Source organism: Streptomyces chiangmaiensis, from assembly GCF_036281785.1.
GTDB lineage: Bacteria > Actinomycetota > Actinomycetes > Streptomycetales > Streptomycetaceae > Streptomyces > Streptomyces chiangmaiensis.
The window spans coordinates 20,224-41,500 of record NZ_JAYWVC010000054.1 but is presented as its reverse complement, the minus strand read 5'-3'; the positions used below and the strand labels follow the sequence as shown (position 1 = coordinate 41,500).

General features: G+C 69.6%; 22 protein-coding genes. 13 read left to right on the top strand and 9 right to left on the bottom strand.

Annotated elements, in window-relative coordinates:
• Positions 1-266: 266 nt before the first annotated feature.
• Positions 267-449 (top strand): hypothetical protein, encoded by a 183-nt coding sequence (locus VXC91_RS18110; protein WP_329508299.1) that lies wholly within the window; start codon positions 267-269, stop codon positions 447-449.
• Positions 450-464: 15 nt separating this feature from the next.
• On the opposite strand, the gene VXC91_RS18105 is transcribed toward VXC91_RS18110, so the two are convergent.
• Both VXC91_RS18105 and VXC91_RS18100 read right to left on the bottom strand, forming a co-directional pair.
• Positions 465-1,970, bottom strand: a complete 1,506-nt coding sequence (locus VXC91_RS18105) for an ISKra4 family transposase (RefSeq protein WP_329508298.1) — start codon at positions 1,968-1,970, stop codon at positions 465-467.
• Positions 1,971-2,045: 75 nt separating this feature from the next.
• Positions 2,046-2,516: a hypothetical protein gene (locus VXC91_RS18100; protein ID WP_329508297.1), complete on the bottom strand. Its 471-nt coding sequence runs from the start codon at positions 2,514-2,516 to the stop codon at positions 2,046-2,048.
• Positions 2,517-2,584: 68 nt separating this feature from the next.
• Here VXC91_RS18100 and VXC91_RS18095 point away from each other — a divergent pair, with 68 nt between their 5' ends.
• Together VXC91_RS18095 and VXC91_RS18090 are read left to right on the top strand one after the other, a co-directional pair.
• Positions 2,585-2,959, top strand: coding sequence for a DUF4365 domain-containing protein (locus VXC91_RS18095; protein WP_329508303.1), 375 nt, complete (start codon positions 2,585-2,587; stop codon positions 2,957-2,959).
• 1 nt (position 2,960) lies between these two features.
• The gene (locus tag VXC91_RS18090; protein WP_329508296.1) at positions 2,961-4,094 is read left to right on the top strand and encodes a hypothetical protein; all 1,134 of its coding nucleotides are present in this window, start codon (positions 2,961-2,963) and stop codon (positions 4,092-4,094) included.
• A gap of 58 nt (positions 4,095-4,152) precedes the next feature.
• Here VXC91_RS18090 and VXC91_RS18085 read toward each other — a convergent pair whose 3' ends face one another.
• The 3 genes from VXC91_RS18085 to VXC91_RS18075 form a co-directional block, all read right to left on the bottom strand.
• Positions 4,153-5,658 (bottom strand): LacI family DNA-binding transcriptional regulator, encoded by a 1,506-nt coding sequence (locus VXC91_RS18085; protein ID WP_329508295.1) that lies wholly within the window; start codon positions 5,656-5,658, stop codon positions 4,153-4,155.
• A 31-nt stretch (positions 5,659-5,689) separates the two neighbouring features.
• Entirely contained in the window at positions 5,690-6,067 is a 378-nt protein-coding gene (locus tag VXC91_RS18080; RefSeq protein WP_329508294.1) for a helix-turn-helix domain-containing protein, read from the bottom strand.
• Positions 6,068-6,203: 136 nt separating this feature from the next.
• Complete coding sequence (locus VXC91_RS18075; protein WP_329508302.1) at positions 6,204-6,755, bottom strand: helix-turn-helix domain-containing protein; 552 nt, start codon at positions 6,753-6,755, stop codon at positions 6,204-6,206.
• 255 nt (positions 6,756-7,010) lie between these two features.
• Here VXC91_RS18075 and VXC91_RS18070 point away from each other — a divergent pair, with 255 nt between their 5' ends.
• The 5 genes from VXC91_RS18070 (at position 7,011) to VXC91_RS18050 (ending at position 12,328) form a co-directional block, all read left to right on the top strand.
• Complete coding sequence (locus tag VXC91_RS18070) at positions 7,011-8,258, top strand: DUF3631 domain-containing protein (protein WP_329508293.1); 1,248 nt, start codon at positions 7,011-7,013, stop codon at positions 8,256-8,258.
• Between the two features lie 203 nt (positions 8,259-8,461).
• On the top strand, positions 8,462-9,343 hold the full coding sequence (locus VXC91_RS18065; RefSeq protein WP_329508292.1) for a DUF2637 domain-containing protein: 882 nt from the start codon (positions 8,462-8,464) through the stop codon (positions 9,341-9,343).
• Between the two features lie 190 nt (positions 9,344-9,533).
• The gene (locus tag VXC91_RS18060; RefSeq protein WP_329508291.1) at positions 9,534-10,142 is read left to right on the top strand and encodes a plasmid mobilization protein; all 609 of its coding nucleotides are present in this window, start codon (positions 9,534-9,536) and stop codon (positions 10,140-10,142) included.
• Positions 10,139-11,854, top strand: a complete 1,716-nt coding sequence (locus tag VXC91_RS18055) for a relaxase/mobilization nuclease domain-containing protein (RefSeq protein WP_329508290.1) — start codon at positions 10,139-10,141, stop codon at positions 11,852-11,854. The genes VXC91_RS18060 and VXC91_RS18055 overlap by 4 nt, the downstream gene beginning before the upstream one ends.
• Positions 11,855-11,959: 105 nt before the next feature.
• The gene (locus VXC91_RS18050; RefSeq protein ID WP_329508289.1) at positions 11,960-12,328 is read left to right on the top strand and encodes a hypothetical protein; all 369 of its coding nucleotides are present in this window, start codon (positions 11,960-11,962) and stop codon (positions 12,326-12,328) included.
• Positions 12,329-12,653: 325 nt separating this feature from the next.
• Here the strand turns inward: VXC91_RS18050 and VXC91_RS18045 are convergent, their stop codons facing one another.
• The 4 genes from VXC91_RS18045 to VXC91_RS18030 all read right to left on the bottom strand — a co-directional run bounded on the left by VXC91_RS18045 (position 12,654) and on the right by VXC91_RS18030 (position 15,945).
• Complete coding sequence (locus VXC91_RS18045; RefSeq protein ID WP_329508288.1) at positions 12,654-12,950, bottom strand: hypothetical protein; 297 nt, start codon at positions 12,948-12,950, stop codon at positions 12,654-12,656.
• 108 nt (positions 12,951-13,058) lie between these two features.
• Positions 13,059-13,472, bottom strand: coding sequence for an NUDIX hydrolase (locus VXC91_RS18040; RefSeq protein ID WP_329508287.1), 414 nt, complete (start codon positions 13,470-13,472; stop codon positions 13,059-13,061).
• 63 nt (positions 13,473-13,535) lie between these two features.
• Positions 13,536-14,489, bottom strand: coding sequence for an FAD-dependent oxidoreductase (locus VXC91_RS18035; RefSeq protein ID WP_329508286.1), 954 nt, complete (start codon positions 14,487-14,489; stop codon positions 13,536-13,538).
• A 10-nt stretch (positions 14,490-14,499) separates the two neighbouring features.
• A complete protein-coding gene (locus VXC91_RS18030) occupies positions 14,500-15,945 on the bottom strand; it encodes a carph-isopro domain-containing protein (RefSeq protein WP_329508285.1) in 1,446 nt (481 codons plus the stop codon).
• A gap of 371 nt (positions 15,946-16,316) precedes the next feature.
• On the opposite strand from VXC91_RS18030, the gene VXC91_RS18025 reads away from it, so the two are divergent.
• The 5 genes from VXC91_RS18025 to VXC91_RS18005 are packed head-to-tail and all read left to right on the top strand — an operon-like array spanning position 16,317 to position 21,260.
• Entirely contained in the window at positions 16,317-16,670 is a 354-nt protein-coding gene (locus VXC91_RS18025; RefSeq protein ID WP_329508284.1) for an ATP-binding protein, read from the top strand.
• 44 nt (positions 16,671-16,714) lie between these two features.
• A complete protein-coding gene (locus tag VXC91_RS18020) occupies positions 16,715-18,025 on the top strand; it encodes a glycosyltransferase family 4 protein (RefSeq protein WP_329508283.1) in 1,311 nt (436 codons plus the stop codon).
• The gene (locus VXC91_RS18015) at positions 18,022-19,020 is read left to right on the top strand and encodes a D-2-hydroxyacid dehydrogenase (RefSeq protein ID WP_329508282.1); all 999 of its coding nucleotides are present in this window, start codon (positions 18,022-18,024) and stop codon (positions 19,018-19,020) included. Before VXC91_RS18020 ends, VXC91_RS18015 begins: the two co-directional genes overlap by 4 nt.
• A 3-nt stretch (positions 19,021-19,023) precedes the next feature.
• Entirely contained in the window at positions 19,024-20,133 is a 1,110-nt protein-coding gene (locus tag VXC91_RS18010) for a GTP 3',8-cyclase MoaA (RefSeq protein WP_329508281.1), read from the top strand.
• On the top strand, positions 20,133-21,260 hold the full coding sequence (locus tag VXC91_RS18005; protein WP_329508280.1) for a hypothetical protein: 1,128 nt from the start codon (positions 20,133-20,135) through the stop codon (positions 21,258-21,260). The genes VXC91_RS18010 and VXC91_RS18005 overlap by 1 nt, the downstream gene beginning before the upstream one ends.
• Positions 21,261-21,277 lie beyond the last annotated feature (17 nt).

The window sequence follows — 21,277 nt, the reverse complement described above, 5'->3', positions numbered from 1 at the left end:
TCAGGGGCCTGATCCTCAGTGAGGATCAGGCCCCTTCTGCATCTCTGGTGATCGTTTGGGAGAAACCTGGGAGATGATCTTCGTCGGCGTCTCCCAGCGCCCGCACGTCTGACCTTCTGATCCGCAGCGCAGACAGCCCGCACGGCGTGTACGTTCGCCAACCACCCCCCGGACGTGGCCAGGGAACGTGGCCACTTTCACGCACGCGCTATTCCCCCACCTTGCGATCCGGCCTATTCTCGCGATCACGCGACTGGGGGGGTGGCATGGCTGCTGAGGCGACGAGCTGGCAGAAGGAACAAGTCAGCCGTGCATTCGTGCACGCCCTGGCCACGCAGGGCGGGTACACAGTCTGCGACTGGAACGTGGACAAGGACGGGGTGGACGTCACACTCCGCTCGCGCGGACTGATGGTCGACATTCAGCTGGGTGTGTTTTGCCTTGAGTGAGCTGACGGTGAACCGTCATGCTGCTGGGGCGTATTCGTGCTGGTAGCGGGAGGCGTGGGTGCGCTGGTGCTCGCGCTGGAGGTGGTACTTCCAGTACGCCTCGAAGTCGCCGTTGGCGATGACGGTGCGTAGGAGCAGGACGGCTTCGGCTCCGGCCAGGCTCCACCGCGCCCCTGTCACATCAAGACGATCTTTCACGAGGTAGCGGCAACTGCCTTCGATCACTCCGGTGGCGATGGGCCAGCCCAGCCCGAGTGCGAGGTCGTAGCCGAGGAAGGGCTGTTTGGCCGTCAGGTAGTCGGCGCATCGCTGAAGTCCGGGCGAGGGCAGGCCGGAGTGATCGCGGGTGCGCAGGTGGTGGCGCAGGTCGGCGATCACTTGTGGGGCGTGGCCCTCCAGCAGCGCGCGGGCGGTGTGCTGGACGAAGGCGGTGCGAGCGGGCTGGGTGGCGTGCAGGTCGTCGGCGGCCTTCCACAGATATTCGAGCACATGAACGAAATCGACGATGATGTCGACGTTCACGCCGCGGGCGGCGGCTTCCTTGGCGATGCAGTCGAGTTGGTGGTTGGCGCCGTCCACGAGCACGATCCATCGGCGGCGGTGGTCGGGGTCGCGGCGTTCGGCCTGGTCGAACAGGGCGGTGACCATCGGGGCGACGGAGTGCTCGAGGGAGGCGTCCAGTCGTCGGCCCACGGCAGTGGGGCCTTTGCGGCGGCTTTCACGTTCGGTGGCGGTGGCGGGCAGGACGTCGGCCGCGCCGCGTTCGGCCGGCTCGGCGTCGTACAGCGCGCTGACGCAGGCCATGCGGCAGCGTCCGGCGCGTTCCCGGCTGGCGAGCTGGGCCGAGGGCCGGTCCGGTGCCTCGGCCTTCGCAGTCGGTGCCTCGCGCAGCGCGGCGGGGATCATGTTCACTCCGGTGCAGTCCACGGACAGCACCAGCAGGCCGACCCCGGGGACGGGCGTGCAGGCGGCGTCTTGGTAGAAGGTGCGAATGTCCCTCGCAGCGCCGACGGCGATCTCCATGAGCTGCTGGGTGCCGATCTTCTGGCCGGTGGTGCGTTCCAGGGCCGTGCCCGCCGCGCGCAGAGCGCCGGCGGCGACCTCGTGCACGGCCAGGCGCCGCAGTGGATAGGAGTACCGGCCTGCGGGCAGGGCGAGTTGGGCATCGGCCGGGTGCAGGTTGGACACTTTCGGGGCGCGGTAGGCCAGGCGCGAGATCTCCACCGGGCCCACGGTGGTGGCCAGTAGCCGGCGGTGGTCCGGCTCCACCCGGCGCCGCACCACGCCGTCCGCCCCGGCCAGGGCGGCCAGTCGCTCCTCGCGGCGGGCGCGGGCGTCCATCTGGTCTTGCATCAGCTGTCGTTTCAGCTCGCGCCCGCAGACGGTGAGGTAGTCCTCCAGTTCGGCCTGCGTACCGACCATCATCTCCGCTTCGCCCAATCGGGCGGTCATCGTCTGGAACAAGGCGCGGGAGGCAGCGAAGTCGTCATCGGCGGGTGCGGGCTGCGGGTACGGTTCCACCAGGTGTCCTTCTTGTGCTGGATCAGGCTTCAATCACCCGGCCAACACAAGAAGGACCTCTTCCCGCACGGAAGTTCACCCCTTCGCCGCGGCCTTCGTCCCCGCCAGGGTGAACACGCCCCTCGCCGGCTCGGCCACCAGCCCCTGGTCCTTGAGCCGCTTCAGCCGGTGACGGACCCGCTCGATCTCCCGGGCCGCCATCCCGTCGCCGCCCAGCGCCCCGACCACGTCCCGGCAGCGCTGCGGACCTCGCTCGGACAACACCGCCAGCACCGCCTCAGCCGTCATACCGCCCACGGCCGAAGCCGCCGCCTCGCCTCGTGGGGCAGGCAGCACATCCGCAACCGACGGCACCGGCCCCGGGGCCGGGTGGGTTGCGGGCAACTCGTCGATGACCTGTCGGGCGGTCCTCACCCGATCCAACTCTCCACGGCGATCCGCCAGCAGCACGCCGAGTCGCTCGTACTCGTCCTGCAGCCGCTCCACCTCCACCCGGAACGCCGACTCCCGCTCCTCCAGCTGCCGCAGCACCTCGTCACAACCCATCCGACCACGCCTCCACGCCGGTTGATCACCAGCTACCGCAACGAGACGCATCGCGACAAGTCACAAAGATCACTCAAGAAAAAACGCACCCCATTCAGCTCAAGTGCACTCAGAGCCCGCGCACTCTCCGCAGCGGCTACAGCTACGACTTGGACATCGATACCTACAACAAGTTACGTGACCCAGAGCGGTCGGCACCTGGACACCTCGCACTGCTCATCGTTCCCCCCGACATCGGACGCTGGGTGACACACCAGTCCGATTCGATAATCCTTGCGTGCCATGGCTACTGGGCTTCCCTCCACGGTCTGGGAGACGCCACCAGCAGCGCCACCACCGCAATCCACCTTCCTGAGCACCAGGAGCTCACCGTGAAGGCTATGGGCACCATGTTCGATGCAGCGCGGCGCATGACCAACAGTGCTGATCTGGGGTTGAGGTGACATGGTCGAGACCTTGGGCTTCGGCCCCGAACAGATCCGCAGCTACCTGAAGGTCACGGGGTGGGCTCCCGTGTCAGGCGGCAGTGTTGCCGAGCTGTGGAACCTGCCCGGGCCGGCCGACGAAGTCGTCTTGGTCCCGATGAAACCCGGCGCACCAGACTTCAACAAGCGGACACGGATCCTCATCCAGGACCTCGCACGGGTGGAGGCCCGAGATGTCCAGACCGTCCACGACGCCATTGCCACCGTGTATCACGACGTCACAGACCTCCGAGCCTCCGACCCATCACTGAGCGACGGGTCAATCTCGCTTGAGTCTGGGTACGAACTCTTCGTCTCCACCAAACGCCTGCGTGTGGCTTCCGCCGCCGCGACTATCCGACGGCAGGGCCACTTCCGCAACTTCCCCAGTCGAGCACGCGACCAAGCGCGGGAAGTCCGCCTGGGCCAGACCCGACGCGGCTCGTACATCGTGCCCATCATCAGCCAGGCACGCTCTCCCGAGGACGTTTACGCACCTCGCCAGGACCACATCGACGTCCAGGTGGAGGAAACTCTCTTCGACCGCAGGGTAACTGCGACGATGTCCCGCGCGCTGGGCGTCCTGGAGGACATGGCTGGCGCCGAACGCGAGCCCACACGCAGCGAGATCAACGACTCCATCGGCGAGGGCGTGACCTACGAACTGTGCCGAGCGCTCACCAAAGTGGTGAACACTGACTCCGTCAGCACCCTCGACGTATCCTTCAACTGGTCCCGCGTGGCAGCACCACCGCCAGGAACGCCAGCGCAAGTTGAGTTCAATCGCGACGCGATCGATATCGTGGATCGCGTCTCCGAGCAGCTTAAGACGAAGATCTACACACGCGAGCACCTGATCTACGGTGTGGTCACCGATCTCAGCCGCCACCCCGAGGACGACACCGGCCGCGTCGGAGTGCAAACGCTCATCCAGCGTCGAAGCCGCACGGTATGGATGGATCTCCCCGACAGGGACTACCACGCCGCTGTGCACTGCCACGACGCCGGAATCCCCGTTCGCGTGCGCGGCACATTGACCAGCCCGCCCGGGGGACAAGCCCACATGGAAGTCGTCGACTTCGGCCCAGACCCCTCATTGGGACCGGATGCCTAAATAGATAGCCATCACCCTGGGCGAGGCGGGGGCTGCACCGACGCAGCCCCCGCCGCCATTACGCTTCCACCCCCAGAAGGTCATTGAGGACGCGCACCGGCGAAGTAGGGCAGACGGCTCGCCGGGCGTCGAGAGCGGCTTCCCACCGCTCAGTGAGACCGGACATAAGGCGCTGCCGCATGCCAGGGGTGACATGGGCATAGCGCGCGGAGACCGAGCCATCGATGTGGCCCATGCGTTCGTCCATGAGTACCTTCTCGGTGCCGAGGTCCTCCATCATCGTCCGGTGGGTGTGGCGGAGGCCGTGGGGTGTGAGGCCCTTGGCGATCGGGAGCCAGCAGGCGTCGGCCCGGGCAGCCGCACCGCGACCACGGGCGGGGATACCAGGCCATGGCTCGCCGAGCACCGGCACCGGTCGGGCTTCCTGCGGTGCCTTCTTCGGGTACCAGCCGGAGACCGCTGGGGTGAACAGCCAGGTACCGAAGCCGTTCCTGCGCCAGTGGGCTGCGTTCTCCGTCACCGCGCCGCCCCTGACGAACCCGAGGTCGGTGACGGCCTGTTCGACCTTCGCCAGCGTTGCCTGGGTGACCCGGTCGGGGTGGTTGAGGACGTTGGAGACGGTGCCCGTCGAGACGCCGGCGAGGCGGGCGACGTCGACGAGCTTGGCTCCGTGGTGGCCTCCGGTGCGGGCCGTGCCCTGCCCGTGGAAGACGTACGACTTGCCGTGGCAAGGGCAGGCCGTCGGCTTCGTGCGGGCGATGTGGTTGAGGACGAGGGCAGACAGCCAGTCCGGCGAGTCGATGGTGCGGTAGCTGTCGTCCTTGGGCGGGCAGCGCACCAGCTCGCCGATGTCCAGCTCGTAGAGCTGCCACTCGACCCGGAAGGCGCGGGAGCGGACGTACTCCGTCTCCAGGCCGACGACTTCGGCCCACCGCATGCCGGTGTAGCCCTTGAGGACCACGGCTACGAACTCGTCGTCGCGGCCGGACAGCAGGGCCGCTCGCTCGGCGGTGAGCAGGATGCCGAGCGCATCGGTGACGGTCTTCTCGGGGCCGCGGTCGCGGGACCGGCCGGCCCGCTTGCCGCGTCCGCGTCGCCGTGCGGCCGGGTTGGAGGTGAGCAGGCCCTCGTCGATCGCGTCCTCAAGGATGAGGTGGAGCGTCGAGCGCCAGGTCTTGACGCTGGAGGCCGCGTAGACGGCCTTCTCCTTCTTCTCCCAGGCGTCGACGTCCGTGCGCAGTATGCCGGAGAGCGCCTTGTCCTGGAAGTCGGGGAGCAGGTGCTCCTCGATGTGGCGCTTGTAGTTCTGCATGGTTGAGGCGGCGAGGTCCTGCGCGGCGTACCAGCGGCTGGCGTACTCGCCGAAGGTCGCCTGTCCCAGGGCCGGATCGCGCCACTCACCGCGTCGGACGCCCACCTCCTCCGCGTCTGCCGCCTGCTTCGCCTCGCGTTTGGTGGCGAACTTGACCACGGCTCCGGTGGCGTCGGAGACGGTGCCGTACTTGCCGTCCTCGATCTTGTATCGGCCGCGCCAGTAGGCGCCGCGCTTCTCCGCGTACCCCACGGGTTCTCTCCCTTCAGTTCTGTGGCGTGGGCTACGCGGTGGTTTCGTACTGGGACTTGAGCATGCGGCGCGGCGGTCGAGCCCTGAGCCTGACCGTGGGTGGGGCTCCCTCGTCCTGCGGGCGCGCCACACGCGGGGCGGCGGGGCCGGACGGGCGCTGAGGGCGGTGCGGCTGCGGGTCGGGCCGTTCCTCGTTCATGCGGACGATCTCGGCGAGGTGCGCGTCCGAGAAACGGTACGAGCGGCCGATGCGGGCGTGAGGAATGAGCCCCCGCCGGGCGCGGTCCTTGACCCACCAGGCCGAGCAGCCGAGGGCCTCGGCGACTTCCTCGGGGCGGTACAGGTGCGGCAGGGCGGCGCCGGGGCGCGAGGGGTGCGCGGAGGCAGGGGGTATCGCGGGTGCGGGCAAGATGTGTCCTTCTCTGGCGGGCGTGGGTGCGGCAACACCGGCCCGCCGGTTGATCGCTAGGGATGTGGGATGGGGAGGGAGAGGGGCTCCCGCGCCGGCGGTTTGCGAAACCGGACGGGAGGTCAGTGCGGTGTGGTCACACCTGGTCGATGGGCCCTTCGCCGTTCTCGTGCGCGGGCTGCCCGTGCATCTTCTGCCAGGTGCGGCCGGACTCCTCGGCGATCGCGTTGGCGACCATGACGTCGGCTTCCTCGCGGATGTCGGGGTGTTCGGCGAGGTAGGCGTCCAGGGCGTCGCGTGCCTCGGTGAAGGTCCGGTTGGCTCTCTGGGTGGCGCGGAAGGCGTCGATGACGTCGTCGATGAGTTCCATGGCGCGGGCCTTGGCGGCGAGTTGCGGAGGCCCGACGAGGTTGCGCAGGTCGATGCCGAAGACCTCGGCGAAGCCGATGGCCTCGTCGAGATTGATCCGGCGCTTGCCGTTCTCGATGCGCCAGACCGCGGACGGGTTCATCTCGAAGCCGGCCTCGTTCAGGCGGTCGGACAGGGCGTTGGTGCTCCAGCCGCGTGCCTCGCGCTCCAGCTTGATGCGTACCGCGACGTTCGCCTCGCCGCTGAGCAGGACACCCTGCGGAGCGTCTTCGTCTGCCACAGCCACCTCCTCCTTCCATTCGTAGCGAGCCACTGCCATACGCAGCAACCCATCCACTGTAGCACGCATTCTGCGAGATGCAGAACACTTCTGCGATCGGCAATTCGTGTGGCATACTGGTAACCACACCCCCACCAGCCCAAGGAGTACCTGCGCCCAACACCGCATAGAAAAAGCCCCCGGCTGTCACCGGGGGCCACGCGCAAACCTCTCAACCGCCATCCCTAGCGATCGACCCGCGTGGCCGGGATTGCCGTCCCGTATGGCCCGCGAGCAGAGGAGCTGATGCCAAGTATGGACGATACCCAGCCGAATACGCCATCCCCCGAGGTCAACGGCACCGAGCCGTGCCGGACAGCAGCGCCGCCCATAGGCGGCGATCACGGCGACCCGCCCGAAACCTCGCCCCTGCCCGATGGGGCGCAGGTGCTCATCGACCTGCGGGCGCAGATCAAGCGCTACGTCGTGATGCCCAGCGACGAGGCCCTCACCGCTGTGACTCTGTGGGTGGCGGCCACCCACCTGCAGCGCGCCTGGCAGCACGCGCCCCGCCTGGCCGTGGTCGGGCCGGCCAAGAGGTGCGGCAAGTCGCGGCTGCTGGACGTGGTGACCGAGACCGTGCACAACCACCTGATCACGGTCAACGCCAGCCCAGCCGCGATCTTCCGCTCGATCACCAACGAGGACCCGCCCACGCTCCTGGTCGACGAGGCCGACACCCTCTTCGGAACCGCCAAAGCCGCGGAGAAGAACGAGGATCTGCGCGGCCTCCTGAACGCCGGTCACCAGCGCAACCGGCCCACCCTGCGCGTGTCCGGACCCGACCACAAACCGCAGGCGTTCCCCACCTTCGCGATGGCCGCGCTCGCCGGGATCGGCGACCTGCCCGACACGATCATGGACCGGTCCGTGGTCATCCGGATGCGTCGACGGGGACCGGGTGAAACGGTCGCGGCGTTCCGCACCGGACGGGACACCCCCGCCCTGCACGCCGTACGCAACCGGCTCGCCGCCTGGCTGAAGCCACTGCACGCGCAGGCGATGAACATGGAACCGGCCATGCCCGTCGAGGACCGCGCCGCCGACACCTGGGAGCCGCTGGTCATCGTCGCCGACCTCGCCGGTGGCGAATGGCCCGTGCTCGCCCGCTCCACCTGCCGCGCCATGACCGCGTACGAGGCCGGGCAGGACGAGGAAGGCGGGCTGCGCACCCGCGTCCTCGTCGACATCCGACGGGCCTTCGCCGCCGAGGGCGACCCGGCAGTGCTGCGCACGAGCCGCCTGCTGGAGTTCCTCAACGCCGACAAGGAAGCGCCATGGGCCGAGTACGGCGCCCACGGCCTGACGCCACGCGGTCTGCAGCTGCTGCTGAAGGACTACGGCATCGGAGCGGCCAACCGCCGCTTCCCCGACCGCACCCAGGCCAGAGGCTTCACGCGCAACCAGTTCCTCGACGCCTGGACCCGCTACTGCCCCGAACCCCAGCCTCCGGTCCAAGGCGCCGAGGCGGCGGCAGAGCCCGCCCCCGACACCGCCGCCTGACCCGCCTCGACTCGTACCACCCGTACCCGCGCAGGTCAGAGCGGGGACAGGTGACCGCCCCGCAACGGGTCGACCCGCCATCACCACACCACCCGTACCAGCCCTACCAGGCATGCAACGAGTGGTACGAGTCGCCACACCTCACGCCGGGCCCCTCGCCCGACGCCAGCAGCCCCGCCCCACCCCCGCCAGGAGCACCCTCCTTGCCTGCTCGCACCTCCCCCGAAGCCATACCCGGTACGTCCGCGATCCGCGTCGGCGTCGCCCTGCTCGCCGCGTTCGCCTTCGCCCTCTCCTACGACGCCCTGCGCCAGATGGCCGTCGCCATCCACGTCCGCGGACTACTCACCTACGCCTTCCCACTCGTGATCGACGGGTTCATCGCCATCGGCGTCGGCGCCCTGCTCATGCTCCGCACCGCACCGCTGCACTCCCGCATATACGTGTGGACGCTCGTCGGTGTGGCCACCGTGACGAGCATCTGGGCCAACGCCCTGCACGCCGTCCGCCTCAACGAGCAGACCCGCCCGGACGGACTGCACCTGGACAACGTCACCGCAGGTGTCCTGTCCGCCGTCGCCCCGCTCGCGCTGGCCGGCGCCGTCCACCTCTACATCGTCATCCGCCGCCACCCCACACCCCGCCCCGAACGGGCCGAAGCCACCGACCGCCACAGTCCTGCCGACCACGGCCACGACAGCCCCCAACCCACCTCCCGCACCGAGGACACCCTCGAACGGCAGGCCCCCGCCCTCCCCAACGTGGCCGGCAGCCACATCGATCTAGCGCAGGAGACCTCTGATGTGGCGAATGTGGCGCCACCCCCGCTGCCGTCGACCACGACGGACGCACAGAAGCCCCACGCTGTCGACCACGAACTCCTCACCGTGGCCCGCACCGCACCACTGGGACGCGGAGGCCGCGCCTCGCGCCGCCACATCGAAGCGACGATCCGCGGCAAGGGCCTGTCCATCAGCAGGGCCGACGCGGAGACGCTCAAAGACGTACTGCAGGCCGAACTCAACGAGACCGCGGCACCAGACCGGCAGGACGACCTCCGCGAAGACCCCGTCGACGCCCCCTGATCCCTCACACGCACGCACCACCGCGCCCGTCCGACTACGCAGCACCCACATGACTCCGCCGTACTCGTCCCTGCGCAGGCCAGCGCAGGGACGAGTGACCACCCGGTGACGAGCCAACCGTCACCGCCACCCCGTCCGCATCAGTCCCGACCAGCCACCAGCACACCTACACCCCACGGAGCACCCGCTCATGCACAAGCGTCACCACGAACTCCCCACCATCCAGCAGGAGACGACCACCACACCAGCCACCCACGCGCCAGCAAGTTGGAGGTTCGGACACTCCCCCGCGGGGGGAGCGTTCGAACCCGTGCCCGCCCCGGGGGTGGCGGGCGTCCTCCCGCGCCAGGGGGCACGGGAGGCAGGGGCAGCGGCCGGGGGCGGTCCGCAGCCTGGCCGAAGCCGGGGCAAGCCCCGCCTGCGCGCCCGTACGCAGCGCCGCGCGCACAGCGTCCGCCTCAGCGAACGCGAGCACGAGATCATCGCCGCCGGCGCCGAAGCTGTCGGCATGAGCATCGCCGGCTTCCTCGCGCAAAGTGCCCTCGCCGCCGCCCGCGATCTCGATCGCACCGCCGCCACCATAGCCTCCCAGCAGGACACCCTGACCGCCCTCTTCGCGATCCGGCGCCAGCTCGGGTACGCCAACAACAACCTCAACCAGGTCGCCCACGCACTCAACAGCGGCGCCTACCCCGACGGCCTGGACGCCACCATCACCGCCGTCCACCGCGCCGCCGACGACGTCCGCCGCACCACCACCCGCATCACCGATCCGAACACCGAGCGCGGTACCGCTTGATCCCCTCCATCCACAAGCAGGGCCGCGACACCACCCGCCTGCTCGCCTACCTCTACGGCCCCGGCCGCCGCGAAGAACACACCGACCCCCACCTCGCCGCCTCCTACGACGGCCTCGCCCCAGACCCCGGCCGCAACCCGAACACCACCCTCGACGACCTCGCCCAACTCCTGGACGAACCCCTCCACCTCCTCCCCCAAGACACACGCCCCACCACACACGTATGGCACGCCTCCGTCCGCGCCGCCCCCGGCGACCGCACCCTCACCGACACCGAATGGGCCGACATCGCCCGCCGCGTCATCTCCGCCACCGGCATAGACCCCGGCGACGGCGCCGGCTGCCGCTGGGCCGCCGTCCGCCACGCCGACGACCACATCCACCTCATCGCCACCCTGGTCCGCGAAGACGGCCGCCGCCCCGACCACCACCGCTCCGCCAAACGCGCCCAGGCCGAATGCCGCCACATCGAAACCGAATACGGCCTCCACCGTGTGGCACCCGGCGACGGCACCGCCGCCAAACGCCCCACCAGCGCCGAACGCCACAAAGCCCAACGCCACAACCGGCAACGCACACCGCGCGAGGAACTCCGCGAGTCCGTCCGCCGCTCCGTGGCCGGCGCGGCGAGCGAGGAGGAGTTCTTCGACCGCCTCGCCGCCGCCGGACTGCTCATCCGACGCCGCATCGCACCGTCGGGTGACACCCTCGGCTACACCGTCGCCCTCCCCGGCGACCGCAACGGCAAGGGCGAGCCCGTCTTCTACTCCGGCTCCAAACTCGCCCCGGACCTGTCCCTGCCCCGCATCCGCGAACGCTGGACCCAGCCCGCCCCCGACGAAGCCCAGCAACCGACCCCGCCGCCGGTGACCGAACCCGCGTCCGCGCGCCGACGCGCCACCACCGCCGCCTGGCAGGCACTCCTCGTCACCGACCACGGCGACGACGGCGTGATCGCCGCCCAGATCGCCGTCACCGGGGAAGTCCTCGACGCCCTCGCCAAAACCTCCGCCGCCCACACCCGCCACGAACTCCAGGCCGCCGCCACCGCGTTCGAACGGGCCTCCCGCTCCCATATCCGCGCCGCGCACGGCCACGACCAAGCCCTGCGGCGAGCCGCCCGCGACCTCGTCCACAGTGGCTCGGCCTTCGGCCGCGGAGAAGACGGCGCCACCACGGCCATGCTCATCGACACGGTGTTCTTCCTCGCGATCGCGGCGGCGAACTGGCACGCGAAGAAGCAACACGCCCAGCAGGCCGCAGCCGCTCAGCAGGCGGCCGAACACCTGCGCGCCGCCTACCAGGCCGCCGCCAATCAGCCGATGACCGTACTCCGCGAGCGGGGCCGCCGCCTGGCCCCATCTCTGCAGCGGCACGAAGCCTCCGTCCTGCGCCACGCCCTGCCCGACCTGGCCGACCGAATCCTCGTCGAACCCGGCTGGCCCGCTCTCGCAGCTACCCTCGCCGACGCCCAGACCGCCGGCCGCAACCCGGCCAGCCTGCTCGTCAAAGCCGCTGCGCGACGGGAGCTGGACACAGCGGAGCGGGTGAGCGACGTGCTGGTCTGGCGACTGCGGCGAATGGCCGATCTCCCAGCCGATCCCCAGAACTTCCCAGGCCGCCGCACACGAGGCAACCGAGCCGACTCATCGCCAGCACGAGCCGCACAAACCGGGACCAGGCCCGCAAACAGCTCTCCGCGACGACGCTGACCGCAATTCGTGAGCCGACGAACATAGCCGACGATCGCCGGTTAGCCCAACCGGCGATTCTCCAGACCATGGACCTTCCCACCCGACCACCGGAAGGAATCCTGCATGACCCAGTCCGAAATCCGACCGCACATCGTCACTCTCCTCTGCGATGCGGACTTCAAATACCGTCCCGACACGAACACCTGGTCCCACCGGGACGGCCGCCCCTTCACCAAGGAGGAACAGGTCACGGCCTTCGGCGCCACTCGCGCCGAAGTCGAGGAGGTAAAGGCGCAGATCGACCGCTACATGCAGAAGGCGGAAACGCCCGAAGCCCTGGAGCACTTCCTCGCCCCATACATGGAACAGCTCACCGAGAAGACCCTCGGCAATGCCGTCGAACTCATGACAGAAGACGATCGTGCCGAGCTCGACCACCTGCTCGGCTCCATACTCGAGCCCGTTCGCCTCTTCGCCCCGTACACCTTCTGACAAGGGGCGACACGGCCACAATCCACCTGTGGAAGCGCTCGGCGGACGGCCACTGGCTGCCCGCCGGGCGTGTGTCACTCCGCCTGCCGCGAGTTCTATTCGGACCGCGCCCCTGCCCGCAGGGCCGTGACCCGCTGGGTGTTCCCCGTTGGCCAAGGAAGCTGAGCTGGTAAGAGCCCCCGCGGGCCGGGCGAGGTCGCGCAGTGCTGGACTACGGGTGCACCTGCCACCAGGGGTCCGTTTCAGCGCGAGCCACTTCGGTGTCGTACTGGCTCGCGTCGAAGTGGAGCTCCGGCGGGAGGTGGGGCACGGGGGTATGCGCCTCCTACGGAACCTCCCAGTCCGACCACTGCACGACCTGCCCGAACCGCTGCACGACCACGATCAGGAAGCCGCAGCGTCCACCGGTGCAGTCCGGTTCCCCCAGCTCCAGGCGGCGCGCCTCACCGGTCGCCCGTAGAAGGCTGGATCGGCCCAACGGCAGCACATCAGCCGCGTACGGTCCGCGGCCCCCTTCGCCGACCGCCTCTTCGACCACATCCTCACCGTTTACCCAGAACCGCAGCTGCGCAGCGAACCGCGGTCCAGGCGGCAACACCCTGATCTCCAAGCGATCGAACATCAGATCACCCTATGGGGCGCTCGGACGCTGGCGCACGGCCCGGGCGGGGCCCCCAAGTCGTGCACATCTGCCATCCGGAACTCATGAACAGAACCAACCCGAGGCCGCTCAGGAGGACAGGGCCGCGTCAAGGTAGTCCTGTACCACCTGGAACAGGCCGTACGGCACATACCGCGGGATATCGCCATGGGCGACCCAAGCCACTCCGGCCAACTCCTCGGGAGACGCAACGGCGGCCGTGCCGCTCACTACCCCGCACGCGGTATACGACATCCGCCGGCCCGTCGTCGGGTGGATCCTCTCACCGAGCAGTTCCACTGCTACCACTCTCAGGCCGGTCTCCTCCTGGGTCTCCCGCACAGCGGCGTCTTCCCGGGTCTCGCCGGGTTCGACCTTTCCAGCGGGAAACTGCCAGGACAGCGAACCTTCGCTGACACGACGACGCACCAGCAGAACACGTCCCCCGTGAACGATGATGGCGGCGGCAACATCCGGATCCTTCTCCGCGTTCGGCGATACCACGCCTGTTCCTCCAGAGTCAGCACCTGGATGCGCCGCAATAGATGAACTGCGCCGCATTTACCTTCACCTGACCGACAGCAACCCCCGAGCTTCCTCAGCGCATCCCCACGACAATGTGACGCCGGCACCTCCGTGCCCGTAGTTGTGCACGACCACGGTGCCGTCCTCCCACCGGTCCACCTCCACCCGGACTGTGGCTCGGGTAGGTCGGGCTCCGATCCGGTGCTCCAGGATGCGCGCCTGGGCGAGACGGGGTTCGATCTCGGCACAGCGGGCGAGGATGTCGGCCGCCGCCTTGTCGTCGGGGGCGAGGTCGCCCTCGCCGTCGATGGCCGTGCCACCCAGGACGACTGTGTCGCCGTGGGGGTAGATGCACAGCAATTCGGGCGACGGGCCTGTGTCCTCGGAGAAGAACTCGGTCAGTCCCGGGTTGGTGACGACGACGTGCTGGCCGCGGATGGGCTGGAGGCCAGGGTCCGGGACCAGCTTCTGGGCGCCGAGGCCCGCGCAGTTGATGATCGCGGGGGCGGGGTGGGCGTCCGCGAGCGAGGTCAGACGTCGCCGCTCGACGGTTCCTCCGGAGGCATGGAGACGACGCAGGAGGTAGTCGAGGTAGGTGGGCATGTCGATCAGGGGCACGGTGAACCGGTAGCCGGCGGTGAAGCCGGGTGGGAGTTCGGCCGGCTCGCAGGGCCGGAAGCCTGGCAGGGCGGTGGCCCAGTCCGGCGGAGCCTCGGCTGTGCGGGACGCCTCGATGCCGCTGGTGAGCCGGATGCCTGTAGCCAGGTCCTCGGCCAGTTCGCTGAAGATCTCCAGGGACCTCTGCCCCCACTGGTTCACCTTGTCCTTCGGTTCGACCAGGTAGGGCCCCCACATCGCCCCGGCGGCCAGCGACGTGCCGCCCGGCACCTGTTCGGCGATCACGTGCACCGAGGCTCCGGCCTCGGCGAGAACGACGGCGGTGGTGAGCCCGGTCACCCCGGCGCCGACGACGACAACGCGCTCCCCTGCGGTCATGTTGCCGACCTTAACGGCCGGGTGGAGTGGACGGGGCGTGTTCGGCGAGGGCGTGCTCCAGGGTCGGCAGGAAGCTGCGCACGTGAGGGTTTCGCTGTCGGCGACGAAGGTCGGCGGCAAGCCGGTGGAGCAGGGCCGCGCTTCGAGGCGAGCGCACGACGTCGAGGCGGTCAGCGGCGATCTGGCCGACCTTGCAGGCGGCCTCCAGCTCACCGTGGGCGCTGTGCCCCAGGGCCAGCCACGCCCCTTCGAACATGGCCCTGCGTTGACTGGGGTCGCCGCGCGGGACGTCGTACGCCCCGGACCGGAGCATCTCAGCCCCCCGGGTGAGGAAGCGCCGTCCCCTCGTACCGCCGTCTGCCTTGAGCTGCGCACGGCCCATCTGCACAAGGCCGTAACCGGCCTGGCAGTCCAGGTGGTTGTCGGTGAGGAAATACATCCAGCGTGGTTCTTCTTGGCTGCCGTCCCGGCTGGCGATCAGTTCGCGGGCGGCCCCGCGGGTGTGGGCGAAGTCGTTGTCGCGGCCGGCAGCGGCGTACGCGTAGGCGAGCCGGGACAGGACGGACGCCCGAACGCCGGGCGGGGCGGCGTCGCTGGCGCGGCGGGCAGCCTCGCCGAGGGCGATGGCGTCCGCGGGGTGGCCCCGGCTCGCCGCCTGGAAGGAGAGGTCCCCGAGGATGTGGGCGCACAAGGGCAGGTCGTTGACCTGGTGTGCCGCCCGCAGCGCCGTGGCGAAGTAGCGCTGGGCCAGACCGTGGTCGGCCGCGTCGAAGGCCATCCAGCCGGCCAGCTGACCGATCTCCGCGAGCGCGCGGATCAGGCGACTCGCGACGCCGGGAGAGTGACCGCCTTCGCGAATCAGCAGCCCGACGGCCCGGAACTGGACACCCACGTAAGGGAGATGACGTGCCCCTCCGTGCTCGTCGTCGAGCGCGGAAAGCATAGGCAGGTGCTGCTCGACCTGGTCCACCAGCGGATCGGTGCCCGGAGACGGCGTGATCCGAGGCGCGTACTGGCCACGCCCCGCGGTGCCGTCGAGGTACTGGGCGACGATCGCGAGGAGCCCCGCGCCCGAGATCGCGAGGAACCGGCGGCGGTCGACGAGCCCTCCCATCACCCAGTCCTCCACGATCGCCTCCATGCCCTGCACGGTCCAGGGCCGTGCGAGATCCGTGTCAGCCGGGACCAGCGCTGAGGAGTCGCCCACGCGGCCCTGCCAGAGTTCGGCCACTGAGACAGATCTACCCAGTTCCTGGGAGAGCACGTAGGCGGCCATCATCGGTAGCGGAGAGCGCGGCAGGGAACCGGCGTCCCGCCAGTGGTACGGCGCCGACTCGGCTACCGTCCCCACTCCGAACACCCTGTTGAGCTTGCGGGCGAGAGCCTTCGGGCTCCACCCGAGTTCGTCGAGACACCCCGCCAGCACGGCGTTGGGTTCCCCTGCCTGTGGTGCCACCTGCGACCACCTCTTGCCCCAGTGGTTCGTCCATCACTTCTCGCATCACTTCTCGCGCTCCCTCATGGTGACGCCCTCAGGCGGCTGATTCACCTCCTCCTCAAGGAAGTTGACCGAGTTGACCCGTTGATCGGGTCCTGCGTGACCGCCCTCCTCCGGTGTTCTTGGAGCCGGGCGGAAGGCGCCGCCCTCGATGCCGACGGAGAAGGGGTGGGGCCTTGACACACCGCACGAGTACCTCCCGAGGCTGGCCGATAAGTGCGCAGCCGGCCTCCGCCCCCAACCACGGCCACACGGACGGCGACCACGCAACCACGCTGATCACAGATCTGCCGTATGGACCGAAGGCAGCCGAGGTCGCTCGTGAGGCTGTGGCGGTTGCGCTCCACGGCACCGCGACGGACCTGCTCGATGACGCCCGCCTGATCACGTCGGAGCTCGCGACGAACGCGTTCGTCTCGGGCAGCCCGCCCCTGGTCCTGTGTGTCGACCGCAAAAGTCCGACCGTCGGCGGCCTGGAAGTCGAGATCACCGTTACCGATGGCGGCTGTTCTCGTCCCACACCCGCACCTCCTCCGGTCGCTGGGGAGGAGGCCGAATCGGGACGCGGACTGGTCATCGTCGAGGCCCTTGCCGACGCCTGGTCGCTGACGACCGGCACCCACGGCACCCGCGCCTGGTGCCGACTCACCCGCGAGGCCCACCCTTCGACCGCCGAGACCTGATGCCCACGCCCGCGAAACCCCGTCTTCGAAGGAGGCACCAGACGGTGCGCATCGACCACGCGACTCCACCACCCTCGCCCACGGACGTACCGGACGCGGCCCGGCAGCCCCGTGTCGTCGTTGCCCTCCACGAGGGCTTCTTCGGCGCGGAGTCGGGCACCGGTTTCAGTAACCGCGCCTTCCTCACAGCCCTCACCCGTCTGCTGCCGCCGGGCCGCCTCTCCGTGATCACCCCGCACGTTCCGCAGACAGCAGGAGCGCACGACCGGCGGTGGACCAGCGAGGTCCAGCAGATGCTGCGACAGGTCGGCGCCGAGGTCATCACGATTCCTGAGGTGCAGGCGCCGCCGGACTCGATCCACGGCTCCGTGCAACTGTGCGACCTGGCGGGCGAGGCAGCCCTGCGTATCGCAGATCGAGCGAGCCGGTCCCTGCTCATCGGCCTGGACATCCCGTTCCTCGGGCTGGCTCCCTACACGTCGCCTGCCATGGACCTGCTGCTCATACCTCGCTCCACGACCGCGCTGACGCGGCCCAAGGACATGTCCCGAGTCCGATGGGAGCGCGACGCCCTGCGCGCGGCGACCACCCGAGGAGGGCGGATCGGTGCCATCTCCTCCCATATGCAGGGCCATCTCATCGTCAGCTACGACGTCCCGCGAAAGAGCATCGTGAGCGTCCCGAACGGACTGATCCGGGAGGAGATGGCCAAGCCGGTCGGCGCACCGCCCCTGCCCTTCAACGCCCGCGCCGGATTCCTGCTCGCCATGGGCCGCGCCGTGCCGACGAAGGGCTTCGACGACCTCCTGGAGGCGCTGCGCATTCTCAAGGAGCGCAAGGTCCGCACCCCGCACCTGCTCCTGGCTGCCGTGACCGCGGACGAGCACGAGCGCCCGACCTCGTACCAGGAGGACCTGGCGGCATACATCCGCAGGTGCAACCTGGACGCGACCTTGATCACGCACTTCACCCCCGCGATCCGCGCCTGGCTGCACAACCCGGCACTGCGCGCGATCATCGTGCCATCGCGGGAGGAGCCGTTCGGGCGCATCCCTCTGGAAGCGTTCGCGGCGGGCGCCGGCCCGGTGGTGGCAACCACCGCCGGCGGACTGGCCCAAACCGTCGTCGACGGCGAGACCGGGTTCACCGCCATGCCACGGGATCCCGAATCCCTGGCGTCCGCGCTCCATCGCGCACTGACCGTCCTGCCCCGAGAACGCGACCGGCTCCGAAGCGCCGGGGCAGCCCTGGTGCGCTCGCGCCACAACTACGCGGCCAGCATCGGCTCCGTCATCAAACGCATCGCCCCTTGGGCACTGGCGCCGTCGCCCACCGCGGAGGGCCGAGGACGATGAACCGACCGGTGGTGTTGATCAGTCTGGAGTCCCCGCACTCCTTCTGGCAGTTGTCCGCCGCACACGAGCGTGCGCTGTCCGCCGCCTTCCCCGACGTGGAGTTCCGTACGGCGACCGAGGAGGCCGTACCGCGCCAGCTGGCCGAGGCTCACATCTATTTCGGCTGGAGGTTCGAGCCGTCGTGGTTGTCCGGCGCACCTCGTCTGAGGTGGATCGCCTCCCCGGCCGCCGGTACCGACCATCTGCCCGTCGCCGAGGCCCGCTCCGTCGGGGTGGCCCTGACCCGCTCGTTCGGGTTCCACGGCCGGCCGATGGCCGAGCACGCCATGGGGATGGTCCTGGGTTTCTCCCGCGGGCTTTTCATGAGCCGACTCGCCCAGCGGAACCGGACCTGGTGGAAGGACGACCTGGCCGACGAGTTCTTCGATCTGGCGGGGGCAACGATGACCATCGTCGGCTGCGGCAGCATCGGAGAACACGTCGCCCGCGTGGCCCGCGCCTTCGGCATGTACGTGATCGGCGTACGGCGGACGCCGCCGGTCGCTGCCGAGGGTGGGATCACATGGATGCACACGTCGGCGGTGCACCAGGCGGTCGCCGTCGCCGACGTGGTGGTCGATCTGCTGCCCGCCACCCGGGGCACGGACCGCTTCTTCGACCGTGACCTGTTCACGGCGTTCAAGTCCAGGTCGCTCTTCCTCAACCTCGGCCGCGCGGCAACCGTCGACCAGAGGGCGCTCCTGGCGGCCCTCAACACCGGCCACCTTCGGGGCGCCGCTCTGGACGTCTCCGACCCGAGGCCGCTGCCCGCCCGCCATCCGCTGCGGCTCCACCCCCGGGTCCTGCTCACGCCGAAGAGCTCGACGCTCAGCCGCACGTACATGGACGACGCGGTCGCGTTCTTCGCCGACAACTTGCGCCGCTATCTAGCCGGCCAGCCGCTCAACGGCTTGGCCGAGGTGCCCGATGCCCGCTCACCCCTCGTAGGAGGCTGACCGATGCCCACCGCACACCACCACGACCTGGCCGCCGCCTTCGCCGCAACCGGCCGCAACCACCCCTACCTGGCCTTCACCCTGAACTCGCTCTGCAACCTGGACTGCGTGTTCTGCAAGCCCCGCTGCATGCCGGACTACGGGCACAAGGACCGTCCCCTGACCGCCTCCGACTACGCGGCCATCGCCTCCGAGGCCGGCGCCTGGAAGATCAGGAAAGCACACTGCTCCGGCGGCGAACCGACCCTCCGGGCGGACATCCTCGACGTGATCGCGGGCCTCGCCGACGGCCTCGGGTCCGACGCCGCGATCGGCATGACCAGCCACGGCAACCTGCGCCGCGGCCTGAGCGTCGAGAAGCTCCACAGCGCGGGCCTGACATACCTCAACCTCAGCCTCCACAGCCTCGACCCCGACCGGTCCGCCGAGATCATGGGCGGCGGCGACCCGCGCACCACCCGGCGCACCCTCGACACCGCCCTCTCCCTCGGCCTACGCGTAAAGATCAACTGCGTTCTCCAACGCTCCTACCTGGACGACGCCTTCGCAGTGGCCGAACTCGCCCGCGACCTGCCCATCGCCGTCCGCCTGATCGAACTCCAGAACATCGGCCCCGCCCAGGCGCTGTTCGACACCGAATTCATCAGCGAGGCGGAGGTACGCGACCGCCTCCACGAGTGGTTCACGAACGCCGGCGAGGTCCGCAGGGACGAACTCGGGGTCCGCAGCCCCGGGCAGTACCTCCGCCCCGACGGCTGGGCGGGCTCGATCGGCTTCATCTCCAACTCCAGCTGCGCCACCTGCTCCGACGCCAACCGCATCAAGATCACCCCTACCGGCGTGGCCCGCCCCTGCATCCTCCACAACCGCGACATCCCCCTGAAGCCCCACCTCGCCGACGGCACCCTCGGCGACGCATTCGCCCACCTCTTCCAGGCCATGCTCGACCGCAACACCAACGACGCTTGGCAGGGCTTCCACTACGTCGACTACGACCTGCGCTGGGACCGGATGGAGCGCCCCGAAGGCACCCCGGTCCTGCCCCTGCTCCCCCTCCTCTCCACGGACGCGGCACAGCCCGCCTGTGCCCGTGCCTCCACCGGGGAGCGGTGATGGTCGTGGCCGAGGCGCCGCACCTGTACACGGGGCTCGGAGCGCTGTACGAACGCGAGCTGGACGCGCACGACGTCGGGGCGGTGATGCTCACCCACAAATGGCAGCCGGCCGACCTGCTGGCTCCCCACTCCGACATCGACGTCCGGGTCCTCCTCCCCCGGCCCCCTGCGGACTGGGAGGAGTGGAACCACCGCCTGGCCGCCGCGCATACCGCCTCGGTCGGTCGGGAGATTTCCCATCGGCGTCTCCTGGAGCACCCGCCGGGCTTCGCGTTCACCGTTGCCGAGGCGGACGGCCGGCTCGTCTCCGCGCCCGAGCTTGCGACCTGGTCACTGATCAGCGGCAGTGCCCGGGACTTCCAGCGCTGGAAGTCCCGGGCGCAGATGGCGCCGTGGTGCGAGGTCGACGAGCGGTTCTACCAGGGGATCCTCAAGGCCAGGCTGGGCGGCCGGTACCAGCTGGCGGCGGACAGCACCGACAACGTGGTCGAGGACATCACCGCGTACCGGCGCCACTGCGTGGCCTGGCACTACCTTGCCCCATGCTGGTTCGCCGCAGCCGCGCTCGCCACACGGACCCGCTGCCCCGGCAAGACCGCCGCCCTCACCCAGTGGCGCCCGGACGGGCTTGACGGGTACGCCGAGCTGTTCCTCCGGCACGCCGAAGACCAACCCGATGCCCGTCCGCTCAGTCCACGTCACCTGCTCCGCACGGCCCACGTCGCCCTTGAAGCGGCCATGCGCCGCATCCCCGACACCGACCGCACCGCCGACCAGGCCGACGAACACGCCCATCCTGACTGTCCCGACTGGGTGATGACCGCCGGGATGCTCCGCGTACGCGTCGCCCGCTGGCTCTACTACCTCGATCCGCCGCCCGGCGTGGCGACCGACTACCTGATCCGCCGGGAGGAGAAGGAACTCCGTTCCGCCGCGCGGACGCTGACCGCGCTCGCGGCGAACGAGGTTACTTCCGCCCAACGGCTGGCCGCCCGGATGGCGACGCTGATCCCCACCGGACCGACCACCGCGGACACCCTGCGCACGAGCCTCGCGCTCTGGCACCGGCAGAAGTCCACCGTGGAGGACTTCCTCAGCCTCACCACCAGTGACATCCACCCCTGACACCGCCTGCCCAAGGA

Bases quoted from the DNA above. Each gene is read 5' to 3' on its own strand.
- VXC91_RS18110 (WP_329508299.1), top strand. From the start codon at position 267: ATGGCTGCTGAGGCGACGAGCTGGCAGAAGGAACAAGTCAGCCGTGCA.
- VXC91_RS18100 (WP_329508297.1), bottom strand. From the start codon at position 2,516: ATGGGTTGTGACGAGGTGCTGCGGCAGCTGGAGGAGCGGGAGTCGGCG.
- VXC91_RS18090 (WP_329508296.1), top strand. From the start codon at position 2,961: ATGGTCGAGACCTTGGGCTTCGGCCCCGAACAGATCCGCAGCTACCTG.
- VXC91_RS18075 (WP_329508302.1), bottom strand. From the start codon at position 6,755: ATGGCAGTGGCTCGCTACGAATGGAAGGAGGAGGTGGCTGTGGCAGAC.
- VXC91_RS18070 (WP_329508293.1), top strand. From the start codon at position 7,011: ATGGACGATACCCAGCCGAATACGCCATCCCCCGAGGTCAACGGCACC.
- VXC91_RS18060 (WP_329508291.1), top strand. From the start codon at position 9,534: ATGCACAAGCGTCACCACGAACTCCCCACCATCCAGCAGGAGACGACC.
- VXC91_RS18050 (WP_329508289.1), top strand. From the start codon at position 11,960: ATGACCCAGTCCGAAATCCGACCGCACATCGTCACTCTCCTCTGCGAT.
- VXC91_RS18045 (WP_329508288.1), bottom strand. From the start codon at position 12,950: ATGTTCGATCGCTTGGAGATCAGGGTGTTGCCGCCTGGACCGCGGTTC.
- VXC91_RS18035 (WP_329508286.1), bottom strand. From the start codon at position 14,489: ATGACCGCAGGGGAGCGCGTTGTCGTCGTCGGCGCCGGGGTGACCGGG.
- VXC91_RS18015 (WP_329508282.1), top strand. From the start codon at position 18,022: ATGAACCGACCGGTGGTGTTGATCAGTCTGGAGTCCCCGCACTCCTTC.
- VXC91_RS18010 (WP_329508281.1), top strand. From the start codon at position 19,024: ATGCCCACCGCACACCACCACGACCTGGCCGCCGCCTTCGCCGCAACC.
- VXC91_RS18005 (WP_329508280.1), top strand. From the start codon at position 20,133: ATGGTCGTGGCCGAGGCGCCGCACCTGTACACGGGGCTCGGAGCGCTG.